The organism is Mangrovimonas futianensis (assembly GCF_021245805.1).
Taxonomy (GTDB): domain Bacteria; phylum Bacteroidota; class Bacteroidia; order Flavobacteriales; family Flavobacteriaceae; genus Mangrovimonas; species Mangrovimonas futianensis.
Genome location: NZ_JAJJNF010000003.1, coordinates 396,936 through 412,119 on the forward strand (window position 1 = coordinate 396,936; position 15,184 = coordinate 412,119).

A 15,184-nucleotide genomic window follows, 5' to 3' on the forward strand; every position below is an offset into this window, starting at 1 on the left:
TTTAATTTAGATTTAGATCATGATAGCTAACAAATTTAATCCTCGACTTTTTATATTTCTTATTCTCGGGTTTGTTTTTTGTACAATTATAGGAACCCTTACACATGAATTGGGACATTACATAGTTGCAAAATCTTTGGGATATGAAGCTAGAGTTTTTTATGGTAGCATGGAACATTTTCCTAAAGGGTATAAAGAAAGTGATAGTTTTAAGGAGCTTATCCAGCTTAACGAGAGGTATGGTGATCAGATATTTGATAGTCTTGATGTAAGCATTCAAAATCGATACAAAAACGTATTTAACCAATTGGAAAGGGAGTTTCCAACTAATTCTACCAAAGACATGTTAGTGACTTTGGGAGGGCCGGTACAAACACTTTTAACTTCAATCTTAGGACTCTTGATATTGTGGTATCGAAAAAGCAAGTTTAAAACTAGCTTTCAGATTTTGGATTGGATTGGAATTTTTTGTGGACTTTTTGTATTGAGAGAAGTCTTTAATACCCTCATGGCCTTATTTTCTAATTTAATCAATGAACAGATATATTTCAGCGGTGATGAATTTCGAATCTCATTGTATTTTGGCCTTAATCAATGGATTGTGCCCTTACTTACTATGATTTATGGATTAGGAATATCTCTTTATATAATTTTTAAGGTTATCCCAACCTCCTATAGGCTCACTTTTATTTTGGCGGGGTTGATAGGTGGCTTTATGGGATTTGGAATTTGGTTTGGCTTTTTGGGAGAGCAGTTTTTACCTGTTTCCAATTAGTTATAAGAAAACGTTTTCGCAGATGTGAATCTTTCTTATCTTTGAGCTTCTATGAGTGACACCGTAAAAATCATTGAATGCCCCAGAGATGCAATGCAAGGTATCAAGGCATTTATTCCTACCGAAAAGAAAGTGCAATACATTCAATCCCTTTTAAGAGTAGGGTTTGATACAATAGATTTTGGCAGTTTTGTGTCACCTAAAGCCATCCCTCAAATGGTGGATACGGCAGAGGTGTTGTCAAAACTAGATTTAAGTGCCACCAAAAGTAAATTATTGGCCATTGTTGCCAATACCCGTGGTGCCCAGGATGCTTCTGTACATTCAGAAATCGATTATTTGGGATATCCGTTTTCAATTTCAGAGAATTTTCAAATGCGGAACACTCACAAAACCATAGGCCAATCGGTTGACACTTTAAGTGAGATTTTGGAAATAGCCAATAAGTCTGATAAGGAAGTCGTGGTTTATATTTCTATGGGATTTGGAAATCCTTATGGCGATCCTTGGAATGTGGATATTGTAGGGGAGTGGACCGAAAAGTTAGCCAACATGGGTGTTAAGATATTGTCCTTGAGTGATACCGTAGGTACTTCCGATCCAGAGACCATAGACTACCTTTTTTCCAATTTAATACCCAAATACCCACATATCGAATTTGGAGCCCATTTACATACCACACCAACCACTTGGTTTGAAAAGGTAGATGCTGCTTATAAAGCTGGATGTGTCCGGTTTGATGGAGCCATCCAGGGGTTTGGAGGTTGTCCCATGGCCAAAGATGAACTCACCGGCAATATGCCAACTGAAAAATTACTTTCCTATTTTACCACAAAAAAAGCTTCAGGCTTGAATGCCTTCAGTTTTGAAAGTGCCCATAATGAGGCCACCAAAATTTTCAGTATTTATCATTAAAACTGTAGTTCTATTCCACCATATATACCAAATGGATGTCCAGGTCTTAATCCTGCAGGAGTTCTAGAAACAGCATAGGTATTATCTAGTAAATTGATGATGCGCCCAGTTAGGGCCAAGTATTTTGTAGCAAAATATTTTCCAGAAAAATCAACAACAATATTCCCGTCAACTTTTTGATTGGCAGGGATGTCTCCGGTACCCGCTACGGTTCTAAAAGCACCATTATATCTTCCATTAAGTGCCAATAGAAAATGTTTGTTTTCCAAGGTCATGGATGCATTGGCTTGATGCTTTGAAATATAAGGGATTTCATCATCTTCTGTAACTTCTCCCCAGATACCTTCATCACTATCAAAACTGGTTAAGAATTCCGTATCTGTAAAGGTGTATCCTAAGGCGATAGGTAGGTTCCAATTGGCATTATTACGAAGTAAATCATAATTTAGCAATACTTCTAAACCATAAACATTTACTTCTCCGGCATTAAATTGGTCTAAAGATCCAGTACCTCCTGAGGCAGCCGAATCACTACCTAAAAGATTATTGTACTGATTGTAAAACCCAACCACTTCACCCGAAATATTCATGAAATTAAATCGTCCTCCCAATTCGTAGTTTAAACTTTCTTCAGGTTTTTGTCCTGGTTCATTGCCTGGTGGAGAAAATCCTTTATGAATACCACCGAAAAGGGACATTTGATTGTTGAACTTATAATTGACTCCAATACCTGGAATGAAAACATCTACTTGATTGTCTCTATTCGATAGTACGGTCCCAATTCTGCTAACATCATTTTTTCCATAATCAGACCTCATGAGCTCGATATTTTCGTAACGTATACCTGGTGCAATGGTCCAATTGTTAAATTTTAATTTGTACATGGCAAATGCTGCAAAGGCTTTAGCACTACTAATACGGTTAGCATCTGTTCCAGGTACACCCGCATTTTCCAAAACCATCGTTTGATCATAAATACCATATTTATCTACCCATTGATAACGGTCTTCCTCATCGTAGTGATATCTAGCACCGATTTCCAAATCATGAAACGTATTGCCAATGGTGTAATGATAATCCAATTTGGTTTGAACACCTTTAGAAATATAATCTCTATTATTGGCCTTTACCGCTAAATAATCATCAGATGTAGAAGATAAACTTCCGGTAATCAAATTGTAATGCGCAGAATAGGCTTCTGGTTGTTCCACAATATCTGCAATTCCCACTTTATCACCATTTGCTGTAACATCATTTAGTTTATACCAATTTCTAGAAAAGCTATTGTAATAACCCTTGGTTACCAATTTGATATTTTCTGAGAAATTCAAGTCATGACTTACCATAAATTGTAGATGGTCATTTGTCATTTTGTCTTTCTGAGAACCGGCATACCTATCGAATGGACTATTGGAGAAATCGGCGTCAGTCAAACCCAAATAGGTTTCATTGGATACTTCATCACTATATTGGAACTTCAATTCAACAGCTTGTTGGATTTTCGCGTCTTTAGGGGTGTTTACTCGAAACTTGGCCATAAAGTCATTCTTGTCGAATCCCGTATTTGATTGATTAGGAAGAAATTTGAAGCCGTCTGAATTGTAGTTTAAATATTCAATCTGATATCCAATTAAATTTTTACTATCTCCAACCGAAGCATGCCATTGCTGCGTATTGAAGCTTCCATAAGAGCCGCTAATGTTTCCTGAAAATGAATCAGGAATAGAAGAAGAAACCATGTTAATGGCACCTCCAGTTGTAAAGGGGCCATATTGTACTTGACTACTTCCTTTAAGTATTTCAATTGCTTCCATGCGCGCCACTGACGGGAAATAATATGCGGAAGAAGCACTATATGGAGCTGGTGCAATTAAAACACCATCTTCCATTAAACTTATTTTAGCACTACGCTCAGGTGACGTCCCTCTTAAGCTAATGTTGGGTCTTAATCCAAATCCATCTTCTTCTACTAAATTCACACCAGGAACACTGGCCAATACTCTATTAATATTGGTATAGTTATATTTCTTTAATTCCTCACTAGATAGGTAGTATGCTGAGCCCGTACGATTTTTGGCAACATGCTTATTTCCTAATATGACATGGCTTTTAATAATCACTTCACTTAAATCCTGAACGCTATCTAAAGTTGTTTCCTCTTTTTGTTCTTGAGCCAAGGTATTTAGGGAAATAAATAGGAAGCCAATTAATAGAGTTTTAAGATGTTTCATTGGTGTTTTTTAAATTTTGCGGCAAAAGTACAAACACCTTTTAAAATATCAAATTTATTTAGAATAAATAAAAATAAAGGGATGGTTGGCGATTTGCTTTTCCTTGGATGCTAGGATTTTAATTCGTTGTAAAGTTTAAAAAATGATTTATTTTAGCTTTAATTGACCTTATCATGAAACAAACCTTCTTTTTTTTATGCCTTATGTTAATTGGGTGTTTTGTCTCTGCTAGTGAGTGGCCATGTTTAAAAACCTATCAAAAGACTACAAATCTGAAAGAATTGGGTCCCTCAGACTGGTTGAAAAAAGATAGAAAGCAAAACACTCTGGTTTGGCAAAAGGCGAATCTCTATAATTTAGAACATCAATTACCTCAGGAGTATACCACCATTAAACAACGTCGAGATTTTTATGTGTGGCTCAATGAGACTTTAGTGGCAAGGGGGTATGAGATTGTTTGGCCTACTATGGCTCATTATATTTCTAAAAAATTGGCTTTGATAAAGGTATTTCCCTATTCCATTTTTACAAGTAAGGAGATAAAAACGTATGCAGAGATGGGGAGTGTTACCGTCTTTAATGCTTGTTTTGATCCCGTAGATAAATTGCTGAAAGGAAAAGTTATTCAAGGGGATGAAGCGCTCTCTTGGGACCAGGACATGTTGAAAATGGAACAATTTCAATGGTTGGGACCCATTTATAGTGAGGTGGACGAAAAGACTTTACATACCATTGAAAAAATGGCAAAAGGGAAAGGCTTCTATGGATTGATGGTTCCAAAAGATATTCGTTTTCAGGGAGATATAACCAATGCAGATGTACGCTACCAATATGCCTTAGAAAAGCTAAGGCCTCATTTTAAAAAGGAAATTTACACAACTGAGGAATAAATATGAAACTTAACGTTCATTTATAATTTCCATGGGATTTAAAGTGAAAAAAAATATGTAAATTTGCCCGCAATTATAAACGTAATTGCAACATGACTGCACATCAAAACAAGATTCTAGGTGAAGGTTTAACCTATGATGACGTCCTTTTAGTTCCAGCTTATTCTGAAGTTCTTCCTCGCGAAGTTAGTATAGAGACTAAATTTTCAAGAAATATTACTTTAAACACCCCTATTGTTTCTGCCGCTATGGATACGGTTACAGAAAGTAGGATGGCTATTGCTATTGCTAGGGAAGGAGGAATTGGTGTGTTGCACAAAAACATGACAATAGAACAACAAGCCAACAAAGTAAGACGTGTTAAGCGTGCTGAAAGTGGGATGATTATAGACCCTGTGACATTGCCTTTAAGTGCTAAGGTGGTTGATGCCAAACAAAACATGGCTGAGCATAGCATTGGAGGAATTCCTATTGTTGACGATCAAGGGGTTTTAAAAGGAATTGTTACTAATCGCGATTTGCGTTTTGAAAGAAACATCCAACGTCCTATTGTGGAAGTCATGACTTCTGAAAATTTGGTTACGGCAGGAGAAGGTACTTCTTTGATGGATGCTGAGGTCATTTTACAAGAAAACAAAATTGAAAAACTTCCCGTTGTTGATAAGGATTTCAAATTGGTAGGCTTGATTACGTTTAGAGATATTACCAAATTGACCCAAAAACCAAAGGCTAATAAAGATCAGTTTGGTCGTTTGAGAGTAGCAGCGGCTGTTGGTGTTACAGGTGATGCTGTTGAACGTGTTGAAGCTTTGGTTCATGCTGGAGTAGACGCGGTTATTATTGATACCGCTCACGGACATACCAAAGGGGTGGTTGCTGTATTGAAAGAAGTAAAAACAAAATTTCCGCAATTGGATGTAGTAGTTGGAAACATTGCCACTCCAGAAGCAGCCAAGTATTTGGTTGAAGCAGGTGCTGATGCCGTCAAAGTAGGTATAGGTCCTGGTTCTATTTGTACTACTAGAGTAGTAGCAGGGGTTGGATTCCCTCAATTTTCTGCTGTTTTGGAAGTGGCTGCAGCTATCAAAGGTTCAGGTGTTCCAGTTATTGCTGATGGTGGTATTCGTTATACAGGGGATATTCCAAAGGCCATTGCTGCTGGTGCTGATAGTGTGATGTTAGGTTCTCTATTGGCCGGAACAAAAGAATCTCCGGGTGAGACCATTATCTATGAAGGAAGAAAATTTAAATCTTACCGAGGAATGGGATCTTTGGAAGCCATGGAGAAAGGTAGTAAAGATCGTTATTTCCAAGATGTAGAAGATGATATTAAAAAATTGGTTCCAGAAGGAATTGTTGGTCGTGTGCCATATAAAGGTGAGTTGTTTGAGAGCATTCACCAATTTGTAGGAGGTTTACGCGCTGGAATGGGTTATTGTGGTGCTAAGGATATTGAGACCTTAAAAGAAAATGGTCGTTTTGTGAAAATTACGGCATCGGGAATCAATGAAAGTCATCCGCATGATGTGACCATCACTAAGGAATCACCTAATTATTCGCGATAGGTCTTTTTTTCCTAAGTTGTTTAATCTGATCATTGGCTTGTTTTAACTCCAATTCTGTTGGAGGTTCAGGAGTTTGTTCATGTGCCAAATTGGGTTCATAGGTTAACTCTGTGTAAAAAGGAAAATGATCAGATCCTGTTTTATCGCAAAGCATGACTTTTTTCAGTCTGAATTCGTCAGAAATGAAAAGGTGGTCCAAAGGCCATCTAAAAATCATGTTATTGGCATCGTAGGAACAATAAAATCCGCGACCTTTTCTCAGATCCAGTAATTCACCAGTACGTTGGAAAAGGTTGGTGGTTTTTGACCATGCTACATCATTAAAATCTCCCAAAACGACGACAGGTAATTTTGAATTTCTACATTCTTCTGCCACAATCATCATTTCAGCATCCCGATCAGTTGACATGGGATTTTCTTGTGGCATGGGAGGAGTAGGATGGATGGTGTATAATTGAATCCAACTTCCATCAGGCAGTTTTACCTCACTACTCATAGAGGGGATGCTATCATTAACCAAAAAATGGGTTTCTGGATTTTTCAATTCCAATTTAGAATAAAGAACCATTCCATAGGTATTGTCCAAAGGAGCCTCCTTTCGATATTTATAGTCACTCGGTAGTTGAGAAACTATCGCATTTCTCCATTTTTTGTCGGTTTCGGTCAATAAGATGATATCAGGTTTTAAAGTGTGAATTTGTTGGTTTATGGTATCATAGTGCTTGTTTTTTTGAAGCACATTGGCTGTGTACAGTTTTAAAACTTGATTTTTTTGAGTTTTGGAGCTGTCCTTGACTTCCAAAGAGGCTGTAGGTGTGTAAGGATATACTTTGATGCCTTGATAAATAAAACAGCTTATCAATGCTCCCACAAAGACATATTCTTTCCAATCATCTATTTTAAATTTGGTAACAAAGGACACCAAGGCGATTAAAGTAAAAACCGTTAGTTGTACATGAGGAAAATCAAACATTCTAATCCACCAAGCATCCAAAGGTAGTAAAGGAAGGCATGTCATAACAACAGCTAATGTACCTAATGTGTATAAGAAGGATTTTAAATTCAATACATTAAAGGATTAATTTTGCTTTAAAATACAAAATCTCGTCGATTTAATGCCATAATTCCTCGTATCTCGGATTTCTTTTACGAATCTGTTTTTTTTTAGGGGTTTAGCTTAATCTACTTTTGAGTATCAAGCTTCTTTTTTATCTTTACACCCTAAAATTTCATCTTATATGAAACCACATAGGGTCACCACCGATTTTCAAACTGGACAAGCTCAGATTTTTAAAAATCCATTTTTGGAAAGCTTGACCAAAACCAATCCCATTTCCAATATCATTGTTTATGGAATTACCATTGCGGCTATAGCCTATGTAGCTATTGCTATGAAGGGTATTTCTGTACTTGGATTTTTAGGTTTATTTGCGATTGGATTTGCGTCGTGGACTTTAGCCGAATATTTGCTTCATAGATACCTGTTTCATTGGTATAACGAATGGAGATGGACCAAAAGGTTTCACTTTATCATGCATGGGTCACACCATCAATATCCTAAAGATGAAGAGCGTTTATTGATGCCTCCAGTTCCAGGATTGATTTTAGCTTCCTTATTGTTTGGTATTTTTTATCTGCTATTTTGGATTTTTGGATTTCCTAATTTAACATGGGGATACTTTCCAGGTTTCTTTTTAGGATATTTAATGTACTCTTTTGTGCACCGTGCTATACATGTAAAGCGTCCACCAAAGCGTTTTAAGCATTTATGGCATCATCATAACTTACACCATTTCCAATACCCTGACAAGGCTTATGGGGTTTCTAATACGTTTTGGGATAAGGTATTTGGAACCATGCCCCCAAAACCTCAAAAAAGGTAAATCAAGAGGTTACCAGTTTTTCAAATAGTTTCATGCCTGTAGATGCTTTTTCAGGTATCACGGTAATTTTGTTATTGGATGCCATGGCTGGATTGGGATCAATGAAGTAAATAGGGATATCATCTGCCACATAATGCATTAAGCTAGCAGCAGGGTAGACTTGCATGGAAGTTCCTATTATCAGAAGGATGTCTGCCGTTAAACAAATATCTACCGCTTTTTCTATCATTGGAACTGCTTCTCCAAACCAAACAACATGTGGTCTCATTTGATACCCATTAGGGCATAGATCACCAATGTTTATATCCTTGGTCCAAGAAACAATATGGGATTCATCTTTGGTGCTTTTGGCTTTCAGTAATTCTCCATGCAAATGCAACACGTTTGAACTTCCTGCACGTTCATGCAAATCATCAATATTTTGAGTGATGATGGACATTTTGAAATTATTTTCTAGTGCAGCTAAAGCTAGATGGGCATCATTAGGTGACACTTCTAGAAGTTGTTTTCTTCTTTGATTGTAAAAGTCTAGGACCAATTCTGGATTTTGTGAAAATCCTTGAGGAGAGGCCACTTGCATAACATCATGTCCCTCCCAGAGGCCATCTGCATCTCTAAATGTTTTAATGCCGCTTTCGGCACTAATACCAGCTCCAGTTAATACTACCAAATGTTTCATTAGGATTCCTATTGCGTATTGTCCTTGCAAATTATGAATTTCAATTATCTTTGAAAAATGACCGATTTAAAACTTATTGAATATTTAGAATCCTTTATGACCGAATCTCGAAGAGATCGTTTTTTGGAAGTTTTGGAAGGGCGAACAAGACATTTTACAGTTGCTACGGAAGATGTTTATCAATTACACAATACCAGCGCGGTTATAAGGAGTTGTGACGTATTTGGGATTCAGGATGTTCAGGTGATTGAGGAGCAAAATGCCAAACGCATCGATAGGGAAATTGCGATGGGTGCCCAAAAGTGGGTTGATATTCATAGGTATCAATCAGTAAAGGACTGTTTGAAGGAAATGAAACAGCAGGGATATCAAATTGTAGCAACCACGCCACATACCAATGATTGTTTGTTGCATGAGTTTGACGCGACCAAAAAGTCCTGCTTTTTCTTTGGAAGAGAACAACAAGGTTTGTCTCAGGAAGTTTTGGATGAGGCTGATTGCTATTTAAAAATTCCTATGGTAGGTTTTACTGAAAGTTTAAACATATCGGTTTCGGCTGCTATTATTTTGCAACATGTTACTACACAATTAAAATTAAGTGCTATTCCTTGGCAATTGTCTGAACAAGAAAAATTAGAGAAGCGTTTTGATTGGGCTAAAAAGTCCATTAAAACTTTTGACGAGATTTTGAAACGTTACGAGTCATCCAAAAATTCCGTAACTTAAGTATCTTAATTTAAACGAAATGTCATGAATCGAAATATGGTAGGTTGGTTTGAAATTCCAGTAACTGATATGGAGCGCGCCAAAGCATTTTACGAAACGGTTTTTAACGTGGAAATTGCAGTACATGATTTTGGAGGGCTTGTAATGGGCTGGTTTCCTGATCGAGGAGAAGTTATAGGTGCTCAAGGAACCTTAATCAAGCAGGACACCTACATTCCCAGTGAAGAAGGTACGTTGATTTATTTTATGAGTGATGATGTGCAAATAGAATTGGATCGAATCGAATCTGTAGGAGGAAAGATATACCAACCAAAGACACAAATATCCCCTGAACATGGGTATATGGCAGCATTTATAGATAGTGAAGGTAATCGAATAGCCTTACATTCTAGAGCATAAAAAAGGCGAAGTAATTACATCGCCTTTTTATTTTTTATAATCGTCCCGAACGTTTCGTTCGGCTTAGAACTTTGTATTCTTCGTAACACTGACTGATGGCATCCAGAATTTGCAAATCGTTGGCCGTTTCTATAAAGCCTTTGGAATAATTACATTGTCTTACAATTTCGTCCAAATCCACACGATCGACTTGTAAAAGAGCTGTCAACATTTCTCTGTCAAAACGGTTGGCCAACAGGTTTCTGATTTCATCGTCCTGCTTCATTTTCTTTAGCTTTTTCATTTCGTTGGGTTCTTTCCCAAAGACGCTATAAAGAAAATCGGCTGGATTAAATACGGCTCCTAAAACACGTGTTACCGCATTAGAAGAACGACCTGCTTCATACCCTGTTGATGGCAACCCAGAAATGCTGTACCTGTAATTATTATTGATTGGTACCTGTTTGATATCTACTTCCAGTACACCAGTCAAATTAAACTGATTGATGACCACCTCTTCCAGAGCGAAGGCCAATTCAGTCATTTCAATGGTGGACTCACCATATTTCAACCAGTCATTGGTAACCCGCACTTTGATAGATTTGAAACCTAAATATGAAAAATAAAGCGTATCGTTTGCTTTAGCTTGTATTTCAAACTTCCCCTCGCCATTGGTGGCTGTTCCTTTCACTTGGTTGATATTTACAATATTAACCTTTTCCATGGTGGAACCGTCAGTAGCATTAATTACTTTACCCAGCACCGTGGTCGGTTCTTGTGCAAACACAACAACAGAGCAAAAGCATAAAGTTATTAGGAGGATGAGTTGTTTCATTCTATCATAAGTTAGCCATAAAAATACTAAACTAAAAGAAAACCGTTAATTTCCTGTTTATTTTTGACTAAAAATTAACAGAAAGGTTTAACGTCTGGAACGTCTTGGTCTAGATGATCCAGAGCTTTTAGCGCCTTTTCCTTTTTTAAATCCTTTATCAGATTTAAAACCTCTTCCTTCAGATTTGAATCCCTTACCATCACGTCTTTTACCACGACCCCTTTTACGGTCTCTTCCGCCTCCGCCGCCTTTGTTATCAGAGACTTCTACATTAACAAATCTACCGTTGTATTTAAAGTCGGTAAAGAAATCCAATACCTGCTTTTCTAAATGGGATTCCGTGTTGAAGAAGGAGAAGCTATCCATAACATCTACCTTAAAGATATCATCTTGTCCCATTTGAAGAATTTCACGTAAGAAATCTTTTAAACTGGTCCAGCTGTAGCCATCTTTCTTTCCAACATTGATGAAAAATCTTGTGGATTGTTCATTACTGGTGTCTCTTTCAGAACTATGTTTTGCTTCGGAATTGAGGTCTTTGGAACCTTTGTAATATTCAAAGAATCTTGTAAACTCAACAGAGAAGAACTTTTTAATCAAGTCTTCCTTGGTTGTATCTTGAAACAAATCGTTGATGGTATCTAAGTAACCATCAATTTCATGATTAATTTCTGTGTTGTGCACTTTATTAGCTAAGGACATCAATTGAACTTCGCAAATTTCCATTCCACTTGGAATGTCTTTTTTAACGAATTCTTTTTTGATGACTTTTTCAATGGCTTTGATTTTCCTAAGTTCACTTTTAGGAACAATAACCATAGAAACACCTGTTTTACCAGCACGACCTGTTCTACCACTTCTGTGTGTGTAGGTTTCAATCTCATCTGGTAATTGGTAGTTGATGACGTGGGTAATATCATCGACATCAATTCCCCTTGCAGCAACATCAGTAGCAACCAACATTTGGATTTGGTTATTTCTGAAAGCCTTCATAACGAGGTCACGTTGGTTTTGACTTAAGTCCCCGTGAAGCGCACCAGCATTGTATCCATCTTCAATTAGTTTTTCTGCTACTTTTTGAGTGTCTCTTTTGGTTCTACAGAACACTACAGAGAAAATATCTGGATTGGCATCGGCCAATCTTTTTAAAGCCAAATATCTATCTCGTCCGTTTACCACATAGTATTCATGGCTTACTTGAGAACTACCAACGTTCTTGCTACCTACAGTAACTTCCAATGGATTAACCATGAATTTCTGTGCAATAACATGAACCTCTTTAGGCATTGTGGCTGAAAATAACCAGGTATTTTTTTCTATTGGGGTATGTGATAAAATATCGTTGATATCTTCATAGAAGCCCATGTTTAACATCTCATCGGCCTCATCCAAAACGGCATATTCAATTTTTGAAATGTCAATCATTTTACGACTGATCATATCTTTCATTCTTCCCGGAGTGGCTACCACAATTTGAGATCCTCGTTTAAGTTGTTTTGCTTGCTCGGTAATACTGGCTCCACCATAAACAGCTGTTACGTTAAGTCCCTTATAGTACTTTCCGTATTGTTGCAGTTCGTTAGTGATTTGAAGACATAATTCACGTGTTGGTGATAAAATAAGTCCTTGGGTCGTACGACTATCAACATTGATTTTTTGTAACATGGGAAACCCAAAAGCTGCCGTTTTACCCGTTCCTGTTTGAGCTAAAGCTACAAGGTCTCTATCTTCAGACAATAAAATAGGAATGGCTTTTTCTTGTACTTCACTTGGGGTTTTAAAACCCATGTCATTGATGGCATGAAGAATAGGTTCCTCAAGACCAAGTTTTTGGAATGCGTTCATTTAATAATAAGTATGCGATTTATTAACAGGTGTTACCTAGAAGCGAATCGACATACTTATAACCAAAACTTCTTGTAACACATCCTCACCCTGAGGAATTAAGGCGCAAAGATACACTTTTATTTGACTTCTAATGATTTAAGGAAAGAAACTAATTGTTGGATGGCTTTTCCGCGGTGTCCAATTTTGTTTTTTTCTTCCATAGAGATTTCTGCAAAGGTTTGTGAATAACCAGTTGCCTTAAACACAGGATCATAACCAAAACCGCCATCTCCATGTTTTTCTCTGGTTATCTCTCCTTCGCAGATTCCGGTGAAGGTGTGCATCTCATCTCCGAGGCTTAGGGCGATCACTGTTTTAAATTGAGCTTTTCTATTGGTTTGATTCTGGAGATTTGTCAATAGCTTTTGGATGTTGTCTTCAGAATCTCTTTGTGGGCCAGCATATCTAGCAGAAAAAACACCAGGTTCGCCATTAAGCGCCTCAACTTCAAGTCCCGTGTCGTCAGCAAAGCAATCAACATGGTAGTGTTGTTTAATGAATTCTGCTTTTTGAAGAGCGTTTCCCTTTATCGTCAATTGGGTTTCTGGTACTTCTTCAAAGCAATTGATATCGTTCAAGCTGAGTAACTCAATGCCCTCAGGTACTATTTTTTGGACTTCTTTTAGTTTGTTGAGATTATGTGTAGCAAAGACAATTTTCATAAAAACATATTTCTTGAAGTAAAGATAATGACATTTAGTGAGGTACCTAGAAATTCCTGATTCTAGAAAGGAATTTTATCATTAAATTGTGATATTCATCAGCTGATTTTTGTGAAATTGGTTGTATTTTTATTATGTAATAAATTTAAAACTATTAATTATGACTGTACATATTCAATACGTTAATATGGATGCCAGTGAAGCTCTTTCTGCTTATACTGAGAAGAAGTTAAGATCTATCTTTGACAAATACGATTGGTTAATTAAATGCGATGTGTCCTTTAAGTTGGATAACAACCAAAAGGAGCAAGGGCATATTTGTAATATGGAATTAAGCCTGCCTGGGCCACGAATTTTTGCTACATCTAATGAGAAAAACTTTGAATTGTCCGTTAAAGAAACTATTAGCGATTTGGATAAACAATTAAAAAAACGGAAGCATACGTTTTCAACGCATTAATTTACCTATGATGATAGGGTTCATTCCTTAAAATGGTGAATCCGCGATATAATTGTTCTATAAAAAATAGACGAATCATTTGATGGGAAAAGGTCATTTTTGAAAGTGACAGTTTCCCATTACTTTTGGCATATACTTCAGGTGAAAACCCATAGGGGCCGCCTATGACAAATACCAATTGTTTGATTCCAGAATTCATGTGTTTCTGTAAATATTCAGAAAACCCTACCGAATCCATTTGTTTGCCTCCTTCATCAAGTAAAACCAAAATATCTGAGTTAGTCACCTTAGAAAGGATTTGTTCTCCTTCCTTTTGCTTTTGTTGGTCCTCACTCAGGTTTTTAGAATTTTTGATATCGGGAATAATTTCAAACTCAAACTTGATATAAAACCCCAATCTCTTCTGATAATCGTCCATTAAAGTTTGGAGGCTCTTATTGTCTGTTTTTCCTATGGCGATGAGTTTGATAGTCATATTAGTTTTCAGTTAATTAAAAATAGGAATCTTGATAACACCCATTACTGGAATGATAACCTGAAGGTACAATTTTACTGAAAATTCCGGGACGATTAAATGTGCCTGTTTTTTTTGCTGTTTCAAAATCATTAAAGTAAGAATCCCACGGAGTACCAATTAACTTTTTCAATATTTTTTCTGGCATATATCGGTAAATAAAATATTCTCCATTGGGTTTTAATAAGATGTGTCTAGAAAAATGAGTTTGAAAAAAGATGTCAAAAATTGGTTCCGGTATGGGTTTCCATTCAAAATGTTTGGGCTTATAGTTGAAGTTTTCTTTTGACCCGAAATAGTATATTACTTCTGTATTAAATACATTAAATTGTTCTTTACATTTTTCTTGCCTATTATCAAATTTTACTAATCTATTCGTGTGTTTTTTTTCTGATGTAACCAGTTGATTTGAATTTCCTTTATAATAAGGCTTATACCCTCTCAGGGTATCCATGTAGCTTATTATGATATTTTTATCCCCATTGATTTCTTGAGCCTTGTCTCTTGAGATGAGGTTTCTTATTTGCTCGTTTTCTTGCTGATTTAACTTTCCAAATTCATAGGCATTCACCAACAGATATATGTCTAAAGTGTCTAATTTATATTTTGTGGAAGTGTATAGAAAGTTTTTGCGTTTTGCTACAAATATGGATTCGTTGGTTTGATTTTGATTTTCATCAAGGTAAATTATTGGTTTTGAGTTGGTTTGGGCTAGCAAGGTGCTGTTCCGAGTAAATAGTAATGACAAAAATAGAATGGATAATTTAAAGAAAAATTTCATTTT

16 protein-coding genes are annotated in these 15,184 nt (G+C 36.6%); 8 read left to right on the plus strand and 8 right to left on the minus strand.

Annotated features, from left to right (window positions below):
• Positions 1-19: 19 nt before the first annotated feature.
• Together LOK78_RS07145 and LOK78_RS07150 are read left to right on the plus strand one after the other, a co-directional pair.
• The gene (locus tag LOK78_RS07145; protein WP_232634459.1) at positions 20-775 is read left to right on the plus strand and encodes a hypothetical protein; all 756 of its coding nucleotides are present in this window, start codon (positions 20-22) and stop codon (positions 773-775) included.
• Positions 776-826: 51 nt separating this feature from the next.
• Entirely contained in the window at positions 827-1,690 is an 864-nt protein-coding gene (locus LOK78_RS07150; protein ID WP_232634460.1) for a hydroxymethylglutaryl-CoA lyase, read from the plus strand.
• Here the strand turns inward: LOK78_RS07150 and LOK78_RS07155 are convergent.
• Positions 1,687-3,921, minus strand: a complete 2,235-nt coding sequence (locus LOK78_RS07155; RefSeq protein ID WP_232634461.1) for a TonB-dependent receptor family protein — start codon at positions 3,919-3,921, stop codon at positions 1,687-1,689. The two genes, LOK78_RS07150 and LOK78_RS07155, sit on opposite strands and share 4 nt — an antisense overlap.
• A 173-nt stretch (positions 3,922-4,094) precedes the next feature.
• Here LOK78_RS07155 and LOK78_RS07160 point away from each other — a divergent pair, with 173 nt between their 5' ends.
• Positions 4,095-4,811, plus strand: coding sequence for an Insecticidal toxin complex protein (locus LOK78_RS07160; protein ID WP_232634462.1), 717 nt, complete (start codon positions 4,095-4,097; stop codon positions 4,809-4,811).
• 92 nt (positions 4,812-4,903) lie between these two features.
• Positions 4,904-6,376, plus strand: coding sequence for an IMP dehydrogenase (guaB, locus tag LOK78_RS07165; RefSeq protein WP_232634463.1), 1,473 nt, complete (start codon positions 4,904-4,906; stop codon positions 6,374-6,376).
• On the opposite strand, the gene LOK78_RS07170 is transcribed toward guaB, so the two are convergent.
• Positions 6,360-7,442: an endonuclease/exonuclease/phosphatase family protein gene (locus tag LOK78_RS07170; RefSeq protein ID WP_232634464.1), complete on the minus strand. Its 1,083-nt coding sequence runs from the start codon at positions 7,440-7,442 to the stop codon at positions 6,360-6,362. The two genes, guaB and LOK78_RS07170, sit on opposite strands and share 17 nt — an antisense overlap.
• Positions 7,443-7,614: 172 nt before the next feature.
• On the opposite strand from LOK78_RS07170, the gene LOK78_RS07175 reads away from it, so the two are divergent.
• Positions 7,615-8,259: a sterol desaturase family protein gene (locus LOK78_RS07175; protein WP_232634465.1), complete on the plus strand. Its 645-nt coding sequence runs from the start codon at positions 7,615-7,617 to the stop codon at positions 8,257-8,259.
• A gap of 1 nt (position 8,260) precedes the next feature.
• Here LOK78_RS07175 and LOK78_RS07180 read toward each other — a convergent pair whose 3' ends face one another.
• Positions 8,261-8,938, minus strand: coding sequence for an SIR2 family NAD-dependent protein deacylase (locus LOK78_RS07180; protein WP_232634466.1), 678 nt, complete (start codon positions 8,936-8,938; stop codon positions 8,261-8,263).
• Between the two features lie 57 nt (positions 8,939-8,995).
• Between LOK78_RS07180 and LOK78_RS07185 the strand changes: the two genes are divergently transcribed.
• Both LOK78_RS07185 and LOK78_RS07190 read left to right on the plus strand, forming a co-directional pair.
• Entirely contained in the window at positions 8,996-9,664 is a 669-nt protein-coding gene (locus LOK78_RS07185; RefSeq protein ID WP_232634467.1) for a TrmH family RNA methyltransferase, read from the plus strand.
• A gap of 24 nt (positions 9,665-9,688) precedes the next feature.
• Positions 9,689-10,063 (plus strand): VOC family protein, encoded by a 375-nt coding sequence (locus LOK78_RS07190; RefSeq protein ID WP_232634468.1) that lies wholly within the window; start codon positions 9,689-9,691, stop codon positions 10,061-10,063.
• A gap of 34 nt (positions 10,064-10,097) precedes the next feature.
• On the opposite strand, the gene LOK78_RS07195 is transcribed toward LOK78_RS07190, so the two are convergent.
• The 3 genes from LOK78_RS07195 to LOK78_RS07205 form a co-directional block, all read right to left on the minus strand.
• The gene (locus tag LOK78_RS07195) at positions 10,098-10,877 is read right to left on the minus strand and encodes a carboxypeptidase-like regulatory domain-containing protein (protein WP_053972544.1); all 780 of its coding nucleotides are present in this window, start codon (positions 10,875-10,877) and stop codon (positions 10,098-10,100) included.
• A gap of 87 nt (positions 10,878-10,964) precedes the next feature.
• Entirely contained in the window at positions 10,965-12,722 is a 1,758-nt protein-coding gene (locus LOK78_RS07200; protein ID WP_053972545.1) for a DEAD/DEAH box helicase, read from the minus strand.
• Positions 12,723-12,841: 119 nt separating this feature from the next.
• Positions 12,842-13,426: a non-canonical purine NTP diphosphatase gene (locus LOK78_RS07205; RefSeq protein WP_232634469.1), complete on the minus strand. Its 585-nt coding sequence runs from the start codon at positions 13,424-13,426 to the stop codon at positions 12,842-12,844.
• 160 nt (positions 13,427-13,586) lie between these two features.
• On the opposite strand from LOK78_RS07205, the gene hpf reads away from it, so the two are divergent.
• Positions 13,587-13,886, plus strand: coding sequence for a ribosome hibernation-promoting factor, HPF/YfiA family (gene hpf, locus LOK78_RS07210; protein ID WP_166959879.1), 300 nt, complete (start codon positions 13,587-13,589; stop codon positions 13,884-13,886).
• Between the two features lies 1 nt (position 13,887).
• Here hpf and rlmH read toward each other — a convergent pair whose 3' ends face one another.
• Together rlmH and LOK78_RS07220 are read right to left on the minus strand one after the other, a co-directional pair.
• Entirely contained in the window at positions 13,888-14,361 is a 474-nt protein-coding gene (gene rlmH, locus LOK78_RS07215; protein ID WP_232634470.1) for a 23S rRNA (pseudouridine(1915)-N(3))-methyltransferase RlmH, read from the minus strand.
• Between the two features lie 16 nt (positions 14,362-14,377).
• A complete protein-coding gene (locus LOK78_RS07220; protein ID WP_232634471.1) occupies positions 14,378-15,181 on the minus strand; it encodes a hypothetical protein in 804 nt (267 codons plus the stop codon).
• Positions 15,182-15,184: the final 3 nt, after the last annotated feature.